The sequence below is a fragment of the Myroides sp. N17-2 genome, from assembly GCF_002286775.1.
In the GTDB taxonomy this organism is placed as follows: domain Bacteria; phylum Bacteroidota; class Bacteroidia; order Flavobacteriales; family Flavobacteriaceae; genus Flavobacterium.
The window spans coordinates 151413-173262 of record NZ_NSGJ01000001.1 but is presented as its reverse complement, the minus strand read 5'-3'; the positions used below and the strand labels follow the sequence as shown (position 1 = coordinate 173262).

The window sequence follows — 21850 nt, the reverse complement described above, 5'->3', positions numbered from 1 at the left end:
AATAAGAAATGAAAAAAGTTATAATGTTAGCTCTTGGGGCAGGATTGTTTTTAGGATCGTGTTCTAAGGATTATTTAGAAGTTAGTTCTACTAGAACTATGTCAAAGAGTGATATAGATAAAATCTCTCAAACTTCTCCTCACTTAAAGGATGCTTCTTTGTATGGTATTTATGCCTATAATATGACTGCTTATTCTGGAGGAACTACAGGTCATGATGATTTTGGGCAGAAAGGATATGATATTTATACAGATATGGTATCAGGAGATATGAACCTGAATGCTTATGGTTATGGTTGGTATCGTGATATTGCAAATCTAACTGATTTACAAAATCCTTCTTCAACAACTAATCATAAACCATGGAGATTTTATTACTTTATGGTCCGTGCTACAAATTTAATTATTGTTGATTTAGCTGGACAAGATGGTAATGGAATTCCAACTTCAGATAAAGATAAAGTAGTATTGGCAGAGGCAAAAGCTTTACGTGCGTATATGTATTACAATCTAGTTAATATGTATACTGCTGGATATGATGCAAATGAGAAGATATTGCCTATCTATGAAGCTCCTATCTATACAAATACTCCTGCTAAGAAAACACAGGAAGTGTTTGCACTTATGGAGAAAGATTTGAAATCATCACTTTCTTTGTATGAAAGTGCTGGTGAAGATAGAGTGAAAGATCGTATTTCAGTTGATTATTTCGTAGCTAAAGGTATTTTAGCTTATGTATATGCCGCTAAAGGGACATCTGACGCATTGCTTGAAGCCGCTAAACTTAGTAAGGACGTTATTGAAGGAGGAGGATATTCTCTAGCTACTAAAGAGATTCTTTTAAAAGGATTTAATAAAGTAAATGACAATCCTAACTGGATGTGGGGAGGTAAGATTACTACTCAGACTGACTTAGATTTGGTCTCTTGGTGGGGACAAGTTGATGTGTTTACATATAGTTATGCAGCTATTGGAGATACGAAAGGTATGAGTGAACAATTGTATAATAGTATTCCAGAGAAGGATGTTCGTAAAGGTCAATTTAGTAATAAGAAGACTACTGACGTTAACGGAGATGTACGTGATTTTGGTGCTACAGCATATGTTGCGTATAATAAATTCTATTCAGCAACAGGTAGAATATTTATGGGACAAAGAATTATTGAATCTGATTACTTGTATATGAGATTAGAGGAGATGTATTTGTTAAATGCTGAAGTTAATGCGCGTGTAGGTAATGAAGGTGAGGCTAAAAATACTTTAAAAGAATTGATGGCTATAAGAATTGCTGATACTTCATACATTGATGGTTTGAGTTCAACAGGATTGGTTGATGAAATTCTTAAACAAACTCGTATAGAGCTTTGGGGTGAAGGTAAAGTTTATGCTGCTATTAAGCGTAATAAGAAATCATTCCAATATGGTTCTAATCATTTATTCTTAAGAGATAAAGTTTATAATTTTAATGATAAACAGACTACTTGGAGAGTTCCACAAGATGAATTGTTGAATAATCCAGTATATAATAACTAGTTATTTAAATAGTAAATTTAAGCCTGCTTCGTAAGAAGCAGGCTTTTTTATTTCTATAATTCATGATTTTATTAAGAAATTTTTAATTATTATTTTTTTGCAAATCTTTGTGACCTTGGTACTTGATAATGTGTTAAATAGAGTGGAAAGCTTTAAATAATATGTTTGTGATTGTATGTAAAATAACTGTTATTTATAATGCTTTTAGTTGTTAAAATTTAAGTATTGGTTTGTTTCATTTGGTTTATTTGTATTTAATTTAGTTTATTATATGTTTATTTTTTGTGAATTATTATAATTTTTGGTTTAATTTTTTTATTTAATGTATAATGTTTTGCTTTTTTAAAAACTTAAACAAAACTTAAAATATGTAAAATATTTTGTTAGATTTGCCTGCATAACTAATCAATAATTAAAATGAAATCAAAGTTTAAATGGATCTTGGTTGGCTCACTTGCTTTTCTAGTACAAGTGGGTTTTGCTCAAGAAAAGACTTTTAATGGGGTTGTAAGCGAGGGAGGTTTACCTCTTCCTGGTGTTTCCGTTACGATTTCTGGTACTACTGATGGTACTCAGACTGATTTAGATGGAAAGTATTCATTAAAAGTAAAGAAAGGTGATGTGATCATCTATTCTTTCGTTGGAATGAAAGATATCAAACACACTGTAGGTGGTGAAGCTATTTACAATGTTACTATGGCTGGTGATGATGAGATGTTAGATGAGGTAGTAGTAACTGCTCTTGGTATTAAACGTGACAAGAAGAAGTTAGGTTATTCTTCACAAGAGGTAAAGGGTGAAAACTTGTCTGATGCAGGTCAAGCGAATGCAGTTAATGCATTATCAGGAAATGTATCAGGTATCCAAGTTACTTCTCCTTCTTCTATGGGAGGATCTACTCGTATCGTGATGCGTGGTATTAAATCTGTGACTGGAAATAATCAACCACTTATCGTTATTGATGGTGTGCCATTAGACAATAGTAACTTTGCTAACTCTAATACTCAGAGAGGATCAGGTGGACGTGATTATGGTGATGCTACAGGAGATATTAATCCAGCAGACATTGAGTCAGTAACTGTACTTAAAGGTGGACCTGCTTCTGCTCTTTATGGTGCTCGTGCTGGTAATGGTGCAATTATTTATACAACTAAATCTGCTAAGAATGGAAAAGTTGATATAGAATTTAATACAGGGTTATCTTTTGAGAGTATTAATATTATGCCAGACCTTCAGAATTCTTATGGAGGAGGTATTAGCCAAACTTTCAAAAAGCAATTAATTAATGGTAAGGAGTATAACTTAGCTGATTATGCAGCTGATGAAAGCTGGGGGCCAAAGTTTGATGGTACTATGTATCTTCCATGGAATGCATTTGACAAAGAATTTGCAAATGATTATATGAAAGAAGTAGCATGGGAAGCTTCTAAAAACGATGTAAAAAAATATTTTAGAACTGGTATTACACGTAATAACTCATTCGCGATAGGTAAGTCTTATCAAGATGCAAGTGTTAGAATGTCATTTAATAATAATATGACGGATGGTATTTTACCAAATTCTAAATTAACACGTAATAACTTTAGTATTAATGGATCTGTAAAGCTTTCAGAGAAGTTAAAAGCAGAAGGTAACGTTAGTTATGTTCATACAAAAGGTTTTAATAGACCTGAGGTAGGTTATGGAGATAATTCAGTTGCAAAAAGTTTCTTCCAATGGAACCAAAGACAGTTAGATTATAGTGATCTTAGAGACTATAAACTAGCTAATGGACAACAAAGAACATGGAACAGAACGTCATGGAGTGATGCGACTCCTAAGTATATGGATAACCCATATTGGACGGCGCATATGAATACTTCTTCAGATGTTAGAACACGTACATTCGGTAATGCTAAGTTAACTTATAACTTTACACCAGAGTTTTATGCTGTTGGGACTGTGTATGCAGATAGTTATAGTTTAACGGTTGAAGAACGTACTGCTGTTGGTTCTAAAAAAGAATCTAAGTATTACTTAGCTAAGAGAAATGTTTCTGAGTTTAACTATGAAGGACGTATTCACTATGATAAAAATTTAACAGATTTTACTTTTAATATTTTTGCTGGAGCAAATAGATCTGAAAGAAGAAGAGATCATGTTGTAGCAGAAACACAAGGAGGATTAATCTTACCAGATTTATTTACGTTGAAAAATGCAAAAGGATCAGTTAGTGATAATGCATCTTTCCACAGAAGAGTAAATAGTATTTTTGGATCGGCATCGATTGGTTATAAGGAATTCTTATTTTTGGATTTAACTACTCGTACAGACTGGTTCTCTACAGTTACTAAATCTTCAACATATAATTCTGTAACAGGATCATTTATCTTCTCTAATATTGTTAATGCTTCTTGGCTTAACTTTGGTAAGTTGCGTTTAGGATGGGCACAAGTTGGAAATGATACTAATGAATATCAATTAGCAGATTACTATAATATAGAGCAATCTTTCCAAGGTGATCCTATGTATAGTGCAAAACTACAAGCTAATAATCCTAATATTAAACCTGAAACTCTTGAAACAAAAGAGATTGGTTTAGAGGCAAGTTTGTTTAATAATAGAGTTGGATTTGAAGTTTCATACTATGATATTTTAACTAAAGACTTAATTACTCCATTAGAGATTGATGCAGCTACTGGTTACACTAGTAAATTGGTAAATGCTGGAGAAATGAGTAACCGTGGTATAGAAGCTACATTAAACTTAACTCCAATTAAAAAAGGAGATTTCCAATGGGATATTACTTGGAACTTTGCTAAGAATAAGAATAAGCTAAAATCATTATATGATGGAGCTGAAACTTTAGAATTAGCTAAAGCGCCTTTCCGTGTTAGATTAATGGCTCAAGTTGATCAACGTTATGGACAAATCTTTGGTACTGATTACGTTTATGATGATAACGGAAATAAAGTAATCGATAGTAATGGTTTATATAAAGCGACTACTGATTTAAAACCATTAGGATCAGTTTTACCTGATTTCAATATGGGAATTCGCAATAGTTTTACTTATAAGAATTTTAGATTTGGATTCTTACTTGATATTCAAAAAGGTGGACATTATTTCTCTACTACTCATATGTATGGTATGTCTTCTGGTATGTTACAAGCTACAGTTGATGGAAATATTCGTGAGACAGGTGTAGTACTAGAAGGTGTTACAGCTGATGGAAAGAAAAATGAAAAGGTTGTTACTGGCCAAGATTATTCTAAAGGATTTAAGTCTACTGTAGATGCACAAAACGTTTTTGGAGCAGATTATATTAAATTAAGAGAAGTTACATTAGGATATGACTTACCAACTAAGTGGACTGGACCTTTTAAAGGAATTCAATTGTCTGTTTTTGCTCGTAACTTATTTACTTGGAACTTAGATTGGAAAGGTATGGATCCTGAAATGGCATCTTACGGAAGTGGTAATATCCAAGGTTTAGAGGGAGGTTCATTACCTTCAACTAGAAATTATGGGTTAAATGTTAAATTTAAATTCTAATTACAATGAAAAAATCAGTATTTAAGATTGCTTCATGTGTTTTATTTCTAAGTTTAGTTAGTTGTGATAAAAACTTTGATAGTATTAATACAAATCCTAACGAACCTGAAGTAGTAATTACTTATGGACTTTTTAATAGTGCAAATAAAAGATTAATAGATGGAACTCGTGGGCCATTCCCTTCAGGTCGTATGATCTTACCATGGGTACAATATTCTGCACAAAACAATTATACAGAAGAGGATAGATATCAGTTTAGACCTGATTCAAATTCTAACTTATATAATGCTATCAATAGATCTATTAAAGGATATAAAAATATTATTGATTTAGTAACAGATCCAAAAACTTCAGAACAAATGAAGTTATATGGTGATTTAGATAATCAATTAGCTGCAGCTCGTATTATGTTAGCTTATTCTTATTTACAATTAGTAGAGTTATATGGAGATGTTCCATATTATTCTTTTGGAAATAAAGATGCAGATTTTGAGGCACTAACTGTTGGAACTGATAAAGAGGTTATCGCTCCTAAATTTGCTCCACATGAGAAGATTTATGCTGACCTTTTAACAGAACTAGAGGCTTCTAGTAAATTAATTAATACAAAAGAAGAAAAGGTTTTCGCTAAAGGTGATTATGTTTTTGGTACTACTGTTAAAATGAAACGTTTTGCAAACTCTTTGAGATTGAGAATCGCTATTCGTGTTAAGGATGTTGTGCCTACAGCAGAGGCTCATATAAAAGATGCTATTGCTTCAGGAGTGATGGAATCTAATGCTGATAATGTTGGATTACAGTATGAAAATAATAATATCATGGGAAGTCCTATGTATATGGCTTATTTTGCTGGAAGTAAACGTGATGATTTTAATATCACCAATACGATGGTAGATTTATTAAAAGGTGAAGGTAAGGTTTCTGCTTTGAAATATCCAGCTGACCCTCGTTTACAACAGTATGCTGCACCTGTCGGAACAGCTGTAAAGAATTCAAGCAAGACTCCTATAAATGTTGAATTAGGTAATTATAAGGTTACTTATGATTTAAGTAAATATGCTGGTTTACCTTATGGTTTACCAAATAATATGGTTCCTTCTCAGGTAGGAAGTGCTTCTATGTTTAGTTATAATTATTTAAAAGCTGATTATAAGGAGATGTTGATGGAGTATTCGGAAGTAGCATTTTTATTATGTGAAGCTAGTAAATTCCAAGATGAATCTTTTTATGTTGCTGGTATAAAAGCTTCAATGGAAAAATGGGGGGTACCTGCTGATAAGATAGCAGAGTATCTTAAGAATAAACCTCAAATGAATAAAGAGAATGTAATTACACAAAAATACATTGCTTTATTCTTACAACCTATGGAAGCATGGTCTGAGTACAGACGTACTGGATTCCCTAATACGTTGTTAAAACCAGGAGAGACTTATAAATTAATAGCTGATTATAAAGATAAAGATGTAGTGACTAAAGAGTATAAATTTAATTCTCTTGTTACAGATCTAACAGATTTACCAGCTAGGGTTACATATCCGTCGCAATTAACGACTTTAAATGCCGCAAACTATCAAGCAGCTTCTGCTCGTATGGGTGGTGACAAAATGAATACAAAACTTATCTGGGCTAAGAAATAGTTAGCTTACTAAGTGTAAAATAGAAAGCCATCTTCGGATGGCTTTTTTTATTTAATTCAAAAATAAAATTACCTTTGTCCAAATTATAATTTTATGCGAAAGTACTTAAGTGTATTTCTAGTGTTTTTTTGTTTTGTAACTGCTAATGCACAGTTCCAAACTTTAGATATGCAGGGTAGTTACCGTCCTGACGGTGATCCAAATAAAAAAGAGAAGAAAGAGATAGGGAGCCTTAGACAGAAAGCTAAGAAAGACTCTGTTGCTCCTATTAGAGATTATAAGATTATATCAATTAAGAATGATACCATAGCCGTTGATACTGCTCTATCAGTAAAGAAACACTATGAGTTTAATTATTTAAGAAAAGACCCTTTTGGATTATTGCAATTCGCAAATGAAGGACAGACTTATAACATCCTTAAGTATAATTATAAAGCTAATAATGTTTTGCCTGGATTTGGATTCGAAGCTAAGCAGATGGCTTATTTAAATGTAGAAGATATCAAGTATTATTCTGCACCTACTCCTTATACGGATCTATATTATAGATCTGTAATGAAGCAAGGTCAAAACTTAGACGCTTTTATCACTTTGAATACAAGTAAAAACCTTAACTTCTTTGTGGGGTATAAAGGACTTCGCTCATTAGGTAAATATATTAATCAACTTTCTTCAACGGGGAATTTTAGAATTGGGTCTAGTTACCAATCAGAGAATAAAAAGTACTTGATGCGAACGCACTTCACTGCTCAAGACATTATGAATAAAGAGAACGGTGGTATTCGTGATCTTGATCTTTTTGAGTCGAGTGTCAAACCGTATAATAAGCGTGAGCGTCTTAATGTTTATTACCGTGATGTAGAGACGATGCTTAAAGGAAAGCGTCTATACTTGAATCATCAGTATCAGTTGAATAATTCGTTTGAGAATGGACTGTTATTAACGCACGAGTTTACTTATGAAGATAAGTTCTTTGAATTTAAACAGGAGAATATCAATAATCAATACACCGATAAAAAGCACTTCGGTGATGCGTTTCAAAGTACTATAAAAAATAAAACACGTTATTACAATATATTTAATAGAGTTGGAGCTGCTTATCAGTCTGATGTTGTAGGACGCTTTGAAGGATTTGTAGACTTTTATAAGTATAGATATAATTATAAGAGTATTGCGCATGTTAATGGAACTTTAGTTCCTGACCAATTAGAAAAGAATATTACTATGATTGGTGGACGTTATATCTACCATAAGGATAATTGGAAAGCGAATGCATTAATCAGTACTTCTTTAGGAAATGATAAGACTAGTAATATTGAGGCAAGCTTAAATTATAAGTTTTCAGAAGAAATAGCATTTGACCTAGGGTATCAAAACCTTAGTAGAATGGGGAATCTTAATTACTATTTATACCAAAGTGACTATGTAAATTACAATTGGTATAATGAATTCAAGAACGAAAAGATTAATCAATTTGATGCTTCATTTACTACACCTTGGGTAAAGTTATCAGGTACATACTCTGTCTTAAAAGACAAGCTTTACTTCTCTAACGATGCTACAGAATTTGATAAGTTTGGTATTCCTCAACAAGTGTTAGTTACTCCTAAACAATACAATGGAACAATCAACTATTTGTCTCTTCAAGCAGAGAAAGACTTTCGTTTTGGGAAATTTGGTTTAGATAACACAGTATTGTATCAAAAGGTAGATCAGAATGACAATATTCTAAACGTGCCTCAGTTTGTAACTAGAAATACGCTGTATTTTACAGATGCATTCTTTGATAAAGCATTAAAGTTCCAAACAGGTATTACGCTTAGTTATTTTAGTAAATACTATGCTAATGACTATAACCCTCTGATCGGTGACTTCTTTGTACAGGATAAAGTAGAGATAGGTAATTACCCTGTGTTTGACTTCTTTATTAATATGAAGATTAGAACTGCTAGGATATATATAATGCTTGAGCATTTTAATTCTAGTATGACGGGTTATAAGTACTATTCTGCACCTAATAATCCTTATAAAGATTTTACATTTAGATTTGGTGTTACATGGAATTTCTTCTCTTAAACGGGAAGTTTATATAAATAAGAAGAGCTGTTTTAAACTTGATTTAAAACAGCTCTTTTGTTATTCACCAAAGAGGACTCCGGATACATTCCAATAGCTAAAACTAGTGCCCTCTCTTCTGCCTTGCGGTATTTTAACCTCTATAGTATGTGTTCCCTTTTTAATATCTCCTAGAGGTACCCATATAGGAGGTGTAACAGTGCCTGGGCACCAATTAGAGCGGCTTAAGTCTGATGATGATAATCCTGTGTCAAAGTTGCCTGAAGCAGGATTGTATTCTCTATAAGAACCGCAGTCTTGTCGCCAAGGATAATAATCTAAGATCTTATTTTGATCTAATGAGATAGAGTTAAGTTTAGGGTTAAACTCATCTCCATTTTCCCAACCTCCATGACCTGTTGTGATATATCTTAATTTAGCATTCTTTATATCTGTAGTAGCAGTGAAGGTTATCTTTAAGCCCTCAGGTGAAGCGAACATAATAGGGTAATTCTGTCCTGCCATTTCCATTAGATTAGTGGTATTAAAAATAGGCATCATCGTTGTTACTTTATTCTTCTCTTCTTGTCCATCGGGGTGGATAGTGATATCAGCACTTATTTTATGCCCTCCTTTATCATAGTTGCCAATATAGACACCTACATACCATTCACTATTACTTAGTAGCGGTAAGAACTCTGTAATCTCTTGTCTGTAGTAGGCTTTGTCTTGCCATTTGTAATCTAAGACATCGATATGATTAAACCCTTTTACACCAAATGGTGTGAAGAAACGCATTAACTCAATAGGAGGGGTGTAGTTATTTGTCGCTATTACTCCTTGAAATTTCTCTGATGAGTCCTGATTTTGGTAGATAGGCAGTACACCTATACCTTGCTCTAATGCATCCATAAATGAGATTTCGTGGTAATGTGGTATTAAGAACACACTACCTGTTCTATCATAAGCATCTCCATTAGATTGTTCTGTTAAGTTAATAAATAGCTGATCAGTTGACTTTAAGGCAGGGATCTTTACTTTAGTGACGATAACTGTACCTTTAGCAAACCTCATTAAGTTTGGCTTGTTGATAACAGAGTCAGAGAAATTAACTATGTCATCTTCAAATAACTTTATGGTGGTAAATCTACTTTTCCAAAGTTCTGTTTTGTAATCTTTGGGATCTAATAATCTACTGTCTTCTAAGGTAAAGTAATCTTTGAGGTCTAGTTTAAGATCAGTATTGATTTTACTAGCTAGAGTTTTGTAGGTACCATTTCTATCAATTTCTAATACTACGCCTAAATTGGTGCCTAGTGTCATTGGACTTGCTTTAAACTTGAAGTCATTCGTGTACCACAGCGTGATGTTGTTAGAGTTAATCGTGATGGTTGTTTTTTTACATTTATAACCGAGTATAAGCTTCGTCTCATTGTGAAGTGTAAAGTTTTGCTTGGCTTCAGGTAGTAGCATCTTGATCTTGTTTTTCTTCGTAAGATGAGCTATGCTATATTGTGTTTTGTTTTTGTAGTCAGTGAAGGTCTGCTCATAAGGATATTTCTCAAGACCTATATTTAGTTGTTTTTTCTTTGCAATAAAGGAGGTTTGCTCATTTGCAATTACCATTATAGGGTCATCAGCATTAATTATTTTGCCATTTGAGTAAGTAAAGTATTCTATAACTGTGTTTTGGTTAGGTTTTTGTGCGTATATAACACTAGAAAACAAGGTCGTAGTAATACAAACGAAGTAGAATAGTATTCTCATAAGTTTGGTTGGTGTGATTATAGTTTTTTATAAAAATAGAGAAAACCATTTGATTATAACCAACACACTAAGACTTTTATGAAGGAAGCCTTCTTACACTACGTTTGGGCTAATAAGCTCTTTAATACTGACGAGCTACATACCGCTTCTAACGAATCATTAAGTATTATTTCATCAGGTACTTTCACAGGACTAGATGGTCCTGATTTTTTTAACGCTCGTATACTAATTGGTACTCAGGAATGGGCAGGTAATGTAGAGATACATATTAATGCCTCAGATTGGTACGCACATCATCATGAGGTAGATCAACGCTATGATAATGTTATACTTCACGTAGTTTGGGATAATGATACTCCTGTATTTAGAGCAGATGGAAAGGAAGTGACAGTGTTTATTCTTAAGAATTATGTGGATTCAGATGTACTCGCTAAGTGTAATGAACTCTTTATTCGCAAGCCTCATTTTAACTGTGATCAGGTTATCTCTAATGTACCTTCACATATATGGATGAACTGGAAAGAGAAGTTGTTCTTAGAACGCTTAGAAGAAAAAATAGTACCAATCCAAAATTTGTTAGCAGTAACTAATAATCATTGGGAGCATGTGTTCTTTTGTTTTTTAGCTAAAAGCTTTGGTCTTAATGCCAATGGGGAAGCATTCTTTGATGCAGTAAAGAACTTACCTATACTCTCTATCTATAAGCAATCTCAATCCTTACTGCAGATAGAAGCCTTGTTATTTGGTATTACTGGTTTGTTAGCAGAGGAGCAGGAAGTAGAGGATAGCTATGTCAAGGAATTAAAGAGAGAGTGGGTATTCTTAAAGCACAAGTATAATATAGAGGAACAGTCAGCCGCTGTTATTCGTTTTTTTCAGTTGAGGCCACCTAATTTTCCGACTATTCGCCTTGCCCAATTAAGTAGTTGGCTATTTCATCATCAGATACCCGTGCAGACTATTCTTACGTCTAATGATTTGACGTATTTTTATACTTTGTTTGATGTTAGGGTAAGTGAATATTGGGAGACACATTATGTGTTTAATAAGGAGAGTAAGAAACAAGCAAAGAAGGTGTCTAAAGACTTTATAGACCTTGTTATTATCAATGTAGTCTTACCAATGCAGATAGCCTATAAGCAATCTGCAGCTATTGATGAGTATGACGTAAGTGAAATAATAGACCTTGCTCTCAAGATAAAAGCAGAAAAGAACAGTATCATTACTTTATTTGAACAGTATAAAGTAGAAGTAGATAATGCATTAGATAGTCAGGCTTTAGTGCATCTTAAAAAGAATTATTGTGATAAAGACAGGTGTCTTGAATGTCAGATAGGCAAGCAATATCTAAAACAAAAGTAAGATATGCCTATAATAGTAAAGATAAAGACAGTGTAGTAAAATAATCCTTACATTTGCTATAGTGTATAAATAAGTTGATATGGTTACAGGATTAAGACATTATTTTGAGAAGAGAGGCTTTAGGGTTTCTAGTCGTGTGGCTGATAGATTAGGGATGCGTGCTACTAGTGTGCGCTTATTTTTTATCTATTTATCATTCTTTACACTAGGGCTAGCATTTGCCTTATATCTTACTTTAGCCTTTTCAGCTCGTATAAAAGACTTAATATATACAAAGAGATCATCTGTTTTTGACCTATAAGATACTTTGAATACTATATGTTTACCTATAGTTATTCTCGTAATTTTCGGGTAAAACAAAACTATGTTTTCAAACTATAGGAAAAGGTTTTACTACTACAGTAAGTCACAAAAAAGGGGATTATTCTTTTTAATTCTCTTAGTTATCTCAGCACAAGTATTTGTCTACTATTATCCTAGACAGAGCAAGGAATCTGTACAAGAGAAATATCCCACTTTATTTAGTGAAGAGTATTATGCTAGAGTGAGAATACTTGACAGTATCAATGCGATTAGTCAAAGTAAGCGAGATACTATCTATCCCTTTAATCCCAATTTTATTACTGACTATAGAGGTTTTATATTAGGAATGTCTACAGAAGAAATTAATAGATTATTAGCCTTTAGGAAAGAGAATAAATATGTGAATTCAGCAAGAGAATTTCAACAATTGACCAAAGTTTCTGATGAGTGGCTAAGTAAATATAGCTCTTATTTTAAGTTCCCTGATTGGGTAACTAATCCGAAAGGAAAAAGAGAATATGTGGATTTTAATAAACCGAAGGAAATAGTGCCGATTATTCCTATTTGTATAAATAGTGCAACTTTAGAAGACCTACAAAAGGTAAGAGGCATAGGACCATACTATGCTGAGAAGATTATAAAAGAAAGAGATAAATACGCTGGTTTTGTTTCTGTTCAGCAACTTAAGTTTATCTATGGTATATCAGATGAGACATTTGCGGAATTGTCTAAGTACTTCATTGTTGAAAAAGCGCCTACTGTAATTAGATTAAATGTCAATGAAGCAACGGTAAATCAATTGAAAGAAATACCTTATATGAACTACTATATAGCAAGAGAAGTGGTGAAGCACAGAAGTATGAATGGCGATTTTGTTAATAAAGATGAATTCTTGCAAATTGAGAAATTCCCTATTGACAAAATTGATATAATTAGTTTATATTTGAGATTTACGAATTAAAACTATCAACCATGAATTTTGAATACAATGAAACTCAAGCAATGATTGCTCAATCTATAAGAGACTTTGCAGAACAACATATTCGTCCACATATTATGGAATGGGATGAGGCTCAAATCTTTCCTGTAGACTTGTTTAAGAAGCTAGGTGAGATGGGGTATATGGGTGTTTTAGTTCCTGAAGAATATGGAGGGTCTGGATTAGATTATCACGAATATATCACTATAGTTGAAGAAATCTCTAAAGTAGATTCATCTATCGGACTATCAGTAGCAGCACACAATTCACTATGTACTAATCACATCCTTACATTTGCTAATGACGAGCAAAAGAAGAGATGGTTACCTAAGCTAGCGACAGCTGAGTGGATAGGTGCATGGGGATTGACTGAACACAATACTGGATCTGATGCTGGTGGAATGAGTACTACAGCGGTAAAGGATGGAGATCATTGGATTCTTAATGGTGCGAAGAACTTTATTACACACGCTATCTCTGGTGATGTTGCGGTAGTTATCGTACGTACAGGAGAGAAAGGTGATTCTCGTGGAATGACAGCTTTCGTAGTTGAGAAGGGAACTCCTGGATTCTCTAGTGGTAAGAAAGAAAATAAATTAGGAATGCGTGCTTCTGAGACTGCTGAACTAATCTTTGATAACTGTCGTGTGCCTGATACTAACCGTTTAGGTGAAGTAGGTGAAGGGTTTATTCAAGCGATGAAAGTATTAGATGGTGGACGTATCTCTATTGGAGCTTTATCATTAGGTATCGCTAAAGGGGCGTATGAAGCGGCTCTTAAATATTCTAAAGAGCGTATCCAATTTGGTAAACCAATCAGTGAGTTTCAAGCTATCAGTTTCAAATTAGCGGATATGGCTACAGAAATAGAGTGTTCAGAATTGTTATTACACAAAGCTGCTTTCTTAAAAAATAACCACAAACCAATGACTAAAATCGGCGCGATGGCGAAGATGTATGCGTCTGAAGTATGTGTGAAGGTATCTACTGAAGCTATCCAAATCCACGGTGGATATGGATATACTAAAGACTTCCCTGTAGAGAAGTTCTTCCGTGATTCGAAGTTATGTACTATTGGAGAAGGAACTACTGAAATACAGAAAGTAGTTATCTCTCGTAATATTTTAAAAGATTAAACCATGTATTTAAATACAAAAAAGGAAGCTATACAGCTTCCTTTTTTTGTTTTCGTTCATGAAAGGCTGTAGCCATAAGACTTAGAGCACCATCACCTACGATATTACAAGCAGTACCAAAACTGTCTTGCAGTGCGAATATAGTCAGTACTAAGGCTATCCCTGTATCGTCAAAACCTAATAATGAGGTTATCAACCCTAAGGATGCCATCAGCGCTCCTCCTGGTACTCCCGGAGCACCTAAGGCGAATACACCTAATAGCAATACAAATATAATTAGAGTTCCTACATCAGGTAGATGTCCATACAATACTAGTGATACGGTCATCACAAAGAAAGTCTCTGTTACCATAGCACCACATAGATGTACATTAGAGAAGAACGGAATCGTGAAGTTCGTTATTTCAGGTTTTAATATTTTACTCTTATGAGCAGACTGTAAGGCTACACCTAGACTAGCTGCTGATGACATAGTACCTAACGCTGTTAGATAGGTTGGTCCGTAGTGCCTAAGAACCTCCCACGGGTTCTTTTTAGCATATAGTCCTGCTATGATATATAAGACCGCTATCCATACGATGTGGGCTAGGATAACGATGAGGATTACCTTTAAGAAGATAGGTAATTGTGATTGTATTGTACCAACATAGCTTAGTAGTGCAAAATTACAGGCTATGTATAAAGGTAACAAAGGTACCAATACTCTATTGACTAGTAGTAACACAATATCTTTAAAATGATCGAAGGCTACCTCGAGTGGTTTAGATTGCGTCCATAGTATTCCTAGTCCTATCATTAGAGCAAGTACTAGTGAAGTCATGACATCAAATATAGGTGGGATATCTAATTTAAACAGCATAGTAGGTAATACTCTACCCGTAGTAGCTGATGCAGGGATATCTAACCAAGGCAATATAGTATAGCCTAGTGTACCACTAAAGAATCCTGCGCCTATACTGGATAGGTAAGCTATAGCCAATGAAAATCCTATAATCACTGAAGACTTCTGATCTAGTTTAGCGATAGAGGATACGATAAACCCTAGAATAATAAGCGGAACTAAGAACATAATGAGTTGCCCTAATATGTGTTTAGTTGATAAGATGATTTGCAGTACTATCTCGTTGAGGTAGGGACCTAATAGTAGCCCGATGATTACTCCTGAGATTAGTCTGACGATAGTGTTATTAGCTAGTTTCTTAAGCATAGTCTATTTATAATAAAAAAGGGAAGACATAATCTCCCCTTAAATATAGTTATTTTTCACTGTATTTGGTTACCATAAGGCTGAGCGCTCCATCACCTGTGATATTACACGCTGTACCAAAACTGTCTTGTAGTGCAAATATCGTTAATGTAAGTGCTATCCCCGCATCATCAAATCCTAAGACAGAAGCGATAATACCTAAGGATGCCATTACTGTTCCACCGGGTACACCCGGTGCCCCGATAGCAAATATCCCTAGTAAGAGTACGAAAAGAATCATGGTTCCTAGAGTAGGTATTGTACCATATAATACTTGAGAGACGGTCATCACGAAGAATACTTCTGTCAATACAGATCCACATAAGTGAATATTAGAGAAGAACGGAATCGTGAAGTTCGTTATTTCAGGTTTTAAGACTTTGCTTTTGTGTGCGGATTGAAGAGCCATTCCTAAAGATGCAGCCGAAGACATCGTTCCTACTGCTGTTAGATATGCAGGTGGATAATGCTTGATTACTTCCCAAGGATTCTTCCCTGAGTATAATCCCGCTATAGTATATAACACACCTAACCAAATAAAATGAGCTACTATCACGATTAATATCACTGTTAGGAATACAGGTAACTGTGACTGTATAGATCCTTCATAACTTAATAAAGCGAAGTTAGCCATAATGTAAAAAGGCAATACAGGTACCAGTACTCTATTCACTAATAACAATACAATATCTTTAAATGAATCAAAGGCACGTTCTAAGGGCTTAGACTCTGTCCATAGAATACCGATACCAATCATTAATGCTAGTGTAAGTGAAGTCATTACTCCGAATACTGGTGGGATATCTAACTTAAATAACATCTCAGGTAGTTCTTTAAGAGTCTCTACATTAGTCTCTATTTGTAAATGTGGGATGATGTTAAAGCCTAGTGTAGTACTAAAAAAACCTGCCCCAATACTTGAGATATAAGCAATGATAATAGAGAATCCGATAATACTAGTCTGCCCTTTGTCTAGCTTAGCGATAGACGATACCACAAAACCTAGTATGATAAGCGGAACTAAGAATAGGATAATTTGTCCTAAAATATGTCTAGTTGATAAGATAATCTGTAGCAAACCACTGGTAAGGTATGGACCTATAAGTAAACCTACGATCACTCCTAATAGCAATTTTACTATTGTATTATTAAAGAATTTCTTCATATTGCTTTCTTTGCTTTTTGTTTAAAGTACTAATAAATATCGTGCAAAGATATAGAATTGCATCAGGTTTTATTATTGTTTTAAGCAATATACCATATTTGTGGTATGTCTATTCTACTGGGGTAATTGGCTATTTTGTTGTGACTCATAGAGTAGCGATTAAACGTTAGCTTGTCAATCTTGTTGAGTGTGTCTACTTCTACCTTGTTCTCTGTACTTGTTTCAGAATAAGATAAGAGTTATACCCTAGTCTTTGAAGAAATTCTATCTCCTAATCAGTAGTGTAATAAATACCATACATTATAATTTGATATTCTATTTTTAGTTTTTGTACAAATATTAGTCATTTTAAAGCCCTTTTTATTTCTATTTAGCTCTACTTTTTTTCTAAACAACTTGATTTAAGCTCTAAATGGTTCTGTTTCTAAAAATAGTTGCCATTTTTTTTGAATGTCATATTTACTTATTACGATGTTATTTGGTTGTATTTTAGGTTGTTAGTGTTGAGTTGGTAAATGTAGCTCAATATCTTCAATGGCTCTTAATCGTAGTAAAGACAAGGCTTGACAGCAAGTTGTTCGACAATTCATGGAGTATAGTTAGTGAATAGTGGTAGTTAAGTGGTCATTTGTCCAAGAACTCTCCTTTTATAGTTCTTCTATTCTTCAATAAGTAGGCAATTAATTTAAACTTAGTATAGAGAATGTTTCTTTGTGGTAATTTGGATAGGTTAGTGGAGTTAGTATGATTGTCAATGAGAAAATCACCTTGTTAAGAAATAGTCGTTATCTTAGTTTGAAATTTTAGAGAAGGAGAACAATGGGATTTATAATAGAAACAGAACGATTGCTATTAAGAGAGTTGACTACAGATGATGCAGAGAACTTCTATCAGTTAAATCTAAATCCTAATGTAATACGTTATACAGGTGATGATGCATTTAGTGATGTAGAAGAAGCATATACTTTCTTAGTGAACTATGGCGATTACAAAAGAAATGGTTTTGGAAGATGGGCTGTAATACGCAAGGAGGATAATGCTTTTTTAGGATGGTGTGGATTAAAGCATAATGCTGATATAGGTGAGACAGATATCGGCTTTCGCTTCTTTGAAGAGTTTTGGAATAAGGGGTATGCTACAGAGAGTGCTAAGGCTTGCCTAAACTATGGCTTCAGTCAATTAAATCAAGAGATAATCATCGGTAGAGCAATGAAAGATAATATTGCTTCGATAAAGGTGCTGGAGAAGATAGGACTGCGTTATGATAGGGATTTTGACTTTGATGGTCAGGATGGAGTAGTTTATTTGGGAACATTTTAGAGACAGTTACTTTGCGTCTTACATAACATAATACAAAGTGAAATAATAATGAGAGCATATATACAAACAGATAAAGAAGGTGATTTCTATAATGTGAATGCCTTTATTGCAAATGAGGGGTTTAAACACTTTGGTTATGAAGTGATCAAATATTTTGATGTTGAGGCTATAGAGGAGATTGATCCTGAGGATATCTTAGTCGGAGGTATTGGTAATGTGAGAAAGCGTCTAGTCAATGTGGGGATAGATTTAGATCTGTCAGGAATAGATTATCCACTAGAACTAAAGAAATACCTAAAGAGAGAAATTTGGAAAAGTACTTTAGAAGAGATCTTAGAACAGAAACGCTTTGGGATATTTGTAAAGCCTGATGTGGAAACTAAGAAGTTCGCAGGTAAGGTATTTAACAGTGAACTTGATTTTATAGGATTAATAGATAAGGATAAACCTACTGTAGTGTTGTGCTCGGAGCTAGTGGATTTTAAGACAGAGTTTAGATGCTTTATACGTTATAGAGATATTCTGGATATCAGACGATATAAAGGCGATTGGGATAGAGTAATAGATGTGGAGGTAGTGCGACGTGCAATAGCAGATTTTGATACCCAACCTAACGCTTATGCTTTAGACTTCGGAGTGACTGAGACAGGAGATACTGTTCTAGTTGAGGTAAATGAAGGACACTCATTAGGTAGTTATGGATTATCACCACAACACTATGCTAAGTTCTTATCAGCTCGGTGGGCAGAGATGACAGGTACAGTTGATTATTTGAATTTTTAGAAGATAAAAAAAAACGGATAATAGCATAAGAGTTATTATCCGTTTTTTGTTTTTATTCGTTGATAAACTCAATAGTAGTTTTCAAGTTGGGTGCCCATACTTTTTATGGAGGTAGAGTGCTTTAGCCTCTTTCTTTTGTGCCAAATTTAGTAACATCACCAAAGTCTGTATGTATTTCTGCTAGTGTTGTTTCTTTATTAGTAGTGGTAATACCTAAAAGGTAGAAGTCGCTTTGGGTATCCACTTCTATTATTACATAATTCTGTGGCAAGTGCTGTTTATAAGCATTGACTAAGTATGTAACAGCGTCACCTCGTTGTAGATTGCCTTTGTCAAATTCTTGATACATTGTCTTGTAGATAGAAGCTGTGTCAATATTTATAGTTTGCTCTTCTAAAGCTAAACGCTCTATAAGAAAATCATATAATTGATCTTCATCATCTTCTCCTGTCCAATCTAAATAGAGTAAACTTTCGTACTCTTCTACTAGTATCTCATATAGGCTGTCATAGTCTAATGGAGTGTCTTTTATTATTTGATATTGTTTTTGTGTTAATAATAATTCTGCAATTTTTTGATAATCAGTGTTCATATCTTTAATATTTTAAGTAAAGTTAAACATCTTGAGAGAATTTGTAATGGTGTTTTTTGTGGAATAGATTAAAGTCAATAAGAATCATTCAGTTCGCTTAGGCTGTCAACTGTCAGCCGTACACTGTCAACCCTTCTCCCCATTCGAGCATTAAAACTAACCATTCGCGCAGGTACTTTTTTTGAGGAGGGAGAGGTGGTGTAGGTTTGTGGTAGAATTAATCGATAAGAAAGATGAGAACACTACTATGTATATTATTGACTTTGTGTATAGGTACTATGCAGGCGCAGCAGGTACAACTATCGGGTACGGTGGTAAACGAAAAGAATAAACCAATAGAGAATGTGAATGTGTATCTCGAGGATAGTTTTGACGGGGCGTTGACAGATGCTAAGGGATACTTTTCTTTGGTAGTGAATGATACAGTGGTGAGAGGAGTGCTTAAGTTGATGCATTCGCAGTATGGTAACTTGGATATTGAGATAAATACTAAGGAGAGTCTTAGTGAGCATTATGTGTTGCGTAAACAAGATGAGGTAATGGGAGAGATTATTATTACTGCAAATAGTAAGAATAAGCGAGGACGTGCAGAGAGTATTGGGTTTACCGCTATGGATGTAGTGAGTACTGCTGGTAGTCCGGGTAATATTATGGGGCTATTAAGTACGATGCCTGGTGCGCAGACTAATGGAGAAGATGGGCGTCTGTTAATACGAGGAGGTAGAGCAGAGGAGAGCGGGATATTTATTAATGGAGTAAAGGTGTTCCAACCTTACACAGCATCTGTAGGTAATGTGCCTGTGCGTTCTAAGTTTAGCCCGTTTCTGTTTAAGGGGATGTCTTTCTCAGCAGGTGGGTATAGTGCTGAGTTTGGAGATGCATTATCAGGAGTGTTGCAGTTAGATACATCTGATGATATAGATGTATCGCGTAAGGATATCTCTATTTCTACGGTAGGAGTGAGTTTTGCACAGACACATCAATGGGAGAAGAACTCTCTATCTTATAGTCTAAACTATATGAATTTGGGTGCTTATACAGCTGTGGTCAAACAACGTTATAATACGAATAAACCTTTTAATACGGCATCTGCTGAGGTAGTGTATAAACGAGAGGTTAAAGATGGTGGATATAAATTATATACTGCTGTGGATTTCTCCTCGATTGATTATGAGCAAGAGATCAAGCCAAGTAATCGAGTAGATACTTTAGCATTCAAATCAAATAATGTCTATATGAATAGTGTGTACTTCAAAAAGCTATCGTCTTATATGCGATTAGATATAGGGACAGGGTTAGGATATGCTGATTATAGAGGAGATAATAACGATAAATACATAAATAAGAACAGTTGGGATGTGAATCAGAAAGTAAAACTGACTTATCAATGGAACGGAAAGTTACAATCGTTTATAGGAGTAGATGTACAGTTGTCTAAATTAGATTTGACAAGAGGGATGGAGCGTTTCTCAGAGCGATTAGATACAGATGCGAATAGGTGGGCATTGTTCTTTGAGAATAATTATAAGGTGACTACAGACTTAACTTTAAGAGCAGGAGTGAGAGTAAGTAAATATTCGGCTATATCGGATTGGGCAGTAGAGCCACGTGCAATGTTGACTTATCAGATGAATACTAAACAGCAAGTGTCTTTTTCGTATGGAATGTTTAATCAAGCGATGAACTTAGAACAGTCTTTATCTCTAAAACAAGAGGACTGGATGCAGGCAAATCACTATATCCTAAACTATACGTATGAGTTTAAAAAACGTATGCTAAGAGCGGAGTTGTTTTATAAAGATTACAGTAAGTTACTGTTAACACCATTAGGGAGGCCGAGTGAGTATTCTCAGTTAGGAGAGGGATACGCCAAGGGATTTGATTTGTTTTGGAAAGATAATATAACCTTTAAGAACTTTAATTATTGGGTTACCTATACTTACATAGATTCTAAGCGAAAAGAGATGTATTGGAATGAAAATGTACAGCCTTCTTATGTGGTTAAACACAATGTATCTGTGGTGACGAAGTATTGGATAGAGCAGTGGAAGTCTCAGGTGAGTATGACGTATAATTATAGCAGTCCACGTCACTTCTATGATATAGATAATGCTAATAAAACGATCTATAAGAGTAGCCCAATACACAATGTGAGTGTGAGCTGGGCATATCTATTCAGCGGACAGAAGATACTATTTGCCTCTGTTGATAATCTATTAGGTAGAGATCCTGTCTATGCGTATCAGTTTAATCAAAGAGTAGGACGAGCAGATAATATTAATGCATCTGCTAAGCGCTTCGTGTATATCGGATTTATGTGGACAATCAGCGCTAATAAGAAAACAAACCAATTAGATAATTTGTAACTACAACTTAGACAAGAGAAACAACCACTCGCGCAGTTCGTTTTCTTGTCTTGTGATAATCAATATATTTTTA

Annotated in this window: 15 protein-coding genes; 11 read left to right on the top strand and 4 right to left on the bottom strand. The window is 34.3% G+C overall.

The annotated features are described in order from the left end of the window. Positions 1–8: 8 nt before the first annotated feature. The 4 genes from CF599_RS00835 (at position 9) to CF599_RS00820 (ending at position 8779) form a co-directional block, all read left to right on the top strand. Positions 9–1532, top strand: coding sequence for a RagB/SusD family nutrient uptake outer membrane protein (locus CF599_RS00835; RefSeq protein ID WP_121964150.1), 1524 nt, complete (start codon positions 9–11; stop codon positions 1530–1532). Positions 1533–1949: 417 nt separating this feature from the next. Next, positions 1950–5066: a SusC/RagA family TonB-linked outer membrane protein gene (locus CF599_RS00830; RefSeq protein WP_121964149.1), complete on the top strand. Its 3117-nt coding sequence runs from the start codon at positions 1950–1952 to the stop codon at positions 5064–5066. A 5-nt stretch (positions 5067–5071) separates the two neighbouring features. After that, positions 5072–6703 (top strand): SusD/RagB family nutrient-binding outer membrane lipoprotein, encoded by a 1632-nt coding sequence (locus CF599_RS00825; RefSeq protein ID WP_121964148.1) that lies wholly within the window; start codon positions 5072–5074, stop codon positions 6701–6703. Between the two features lie 93 nt (positions 6704–6796). Beyond that, a complete protein-coding gene (locus CF599_RS00820; protein ID WP_121964147.1) occupies positions 6797–8779 on the top strand; it encodes a putative porin in 1983 nt (660 codons plus the stop codon). A 60-nt stretch (positions 8780–8839) separates the two neighbouring features. On the opposite strand, the gene CF599_RS00815 is transcribed toward CF599_RS00820, so the two are convergent. Beyond that, positions 8840–10525, bottom strand: a complete 1686-nt coding sequence (locus CF599_RS00815) for a PNGase F N-terminal domain-containing protein (protein WP_121964146.1) — start codon at positions 10523–10525, stop codon at positions 8840–8842. 78 nt (positions 10526–10603) lie between these two features. On the opposite strand from CF599_RS00815, the gene CF599_RS00810 reads away from it, so the two are divergent. The 4 genes from CF599_RS00810 (at position 10604) to CF599_RS00795 (ending at position 14305) form a co-directional block, all read left to right on the top strand. Next, entirely contained in the window at positions 10604–11887 is a 1284-nt protein-coding gene (locus CF599_RS00810; protein WP_121964145.1) for a DUF2851 family protein, read from the top strand. A 79-nt stretch (positions 11888–11966) separates the two neighbouring features. Beyond that, positions 11967–12188, top strand: coding sequence for a PspC domain-containing protein (locus tag CF599_RS00805; protein WP_121964144.1), 222 nt, complete (start codon positions 11967–11969; stop codon positions 12186–12188). A 63-nt stretch (positions 12189–12251) separates the two neighbouring features. Continuing rightward, positions 12252–13151 (top strand): helix-hairpin-helix domain-containing protein, encoded by a 900-nt coding sequence (locus tag CF599_RS00800; RefSeq protein ID WP_121964143.1) that lies wholly within the window; start codon positions 12252–12254, stop codon positions 13149–13151. Positions 13152–13162: 11 nt separating this feature from the next. Beyond that, positions 13163–14305: an acyl-CoA dehydrogenase family protein gene (locus CF599_RS00795; RefSeq protein ID WP_121964142.1), complete on the top strand. Its 1143-nt coding sequence runs from the start codon at positions 13163–13165 to the stop codon at positions 14303–14305. 28 nt (positions 14306–14333) lie between these two features. Here the strand turns inward: CF599_RS00795 and CF599_RS00790 are convergent, their stop codons facing one another. Both CF599_RS00790 and CF599_RS00785 read right to left on the bottom strand, forming a co-directional pair. After that, on the bottom strand, positions 14334–15512 hold the full coding sequence (locus tag CF599_RS00790) for a cation:dicarboxylate symporter family transporter (RefSeq protein WP_121964141.1): 1179 nt from the start codon (positions 15510–15512) through the stop codon (positions 14334–14336). Between the two features lie 49 nt (positions 15513–15561). Then, entirely contained in the window at positions 15562–16716 is a 1155-nt protein-coding gene (locus tag CF599_RS00785) for a cation:dicarboxylate symporter family transporter (RefSeq protein WP_121964140.1), read from the bottom strand. Positions 16717–17535: 819 nt separating this feature from the next. On the opposite strand from CF599_RS00785, the gene CF599_RS00780 reads away from it, so the two are divergent. Both CF599_RS00780 and CF599_RS00775 read left to right on the top strand, forming a co-directional pair. After that, on the top strand, positions 17536–18036 hold the full coding sequence (locus CF599_RS00780; protein ID WP_121964139.1) for a GNAT family N-acetyltransferase: 501 nt from the start codon (positions 17536–17538) through the stop codon (positions 18034–18036). A 48-nt stretch (positions 18037–18084) separates the two neighbouring features. After that, positions 18085–18819: an ATP-grasp domain-containing protein gene (locus tag CF599_RS00775; protein WP_121964138.1), complete on the top strand. Its 735-nt coding sequence runs from the start codon at positions 18085–18087 to the stop codon at positions 18817–18819. A 121-nt stretch (positions 18820–18940) separates the two neighbouring features. On the opposite strand, the gene CF599_RS00770 is transcribed toward CF599_RS00775, so the two are convergent. Continuing rightward, positions 18941–19411 (bottom strand): hypothetical protein, encoded by a 471-nt coding sequence (locus CF599_RS00770; protein WP_121964137.1) that lies wholly within the window; start codon positions 19409–19411, stop codon positions 18941–18943. 233 nt (positions 19412–19644) lie between these two features. Here CF599_RS00770 and CF599_RS00765 point away from each other — a divergent pair, with 233 nt between their 5' ends. Continuing rightward, on the top strand, positions 19645–21777 hold the full coding sequence (locus tag CF599_RS00765) for a TonB-dependent receptor (protein ID WP_121964136.1): 2133 nt from the start codon (positions 19645–19647) through the stop codon (positions 21775–21777). The last annotated feature ends 73 nt before the right edge of the window (positions 21778–21850 follow it).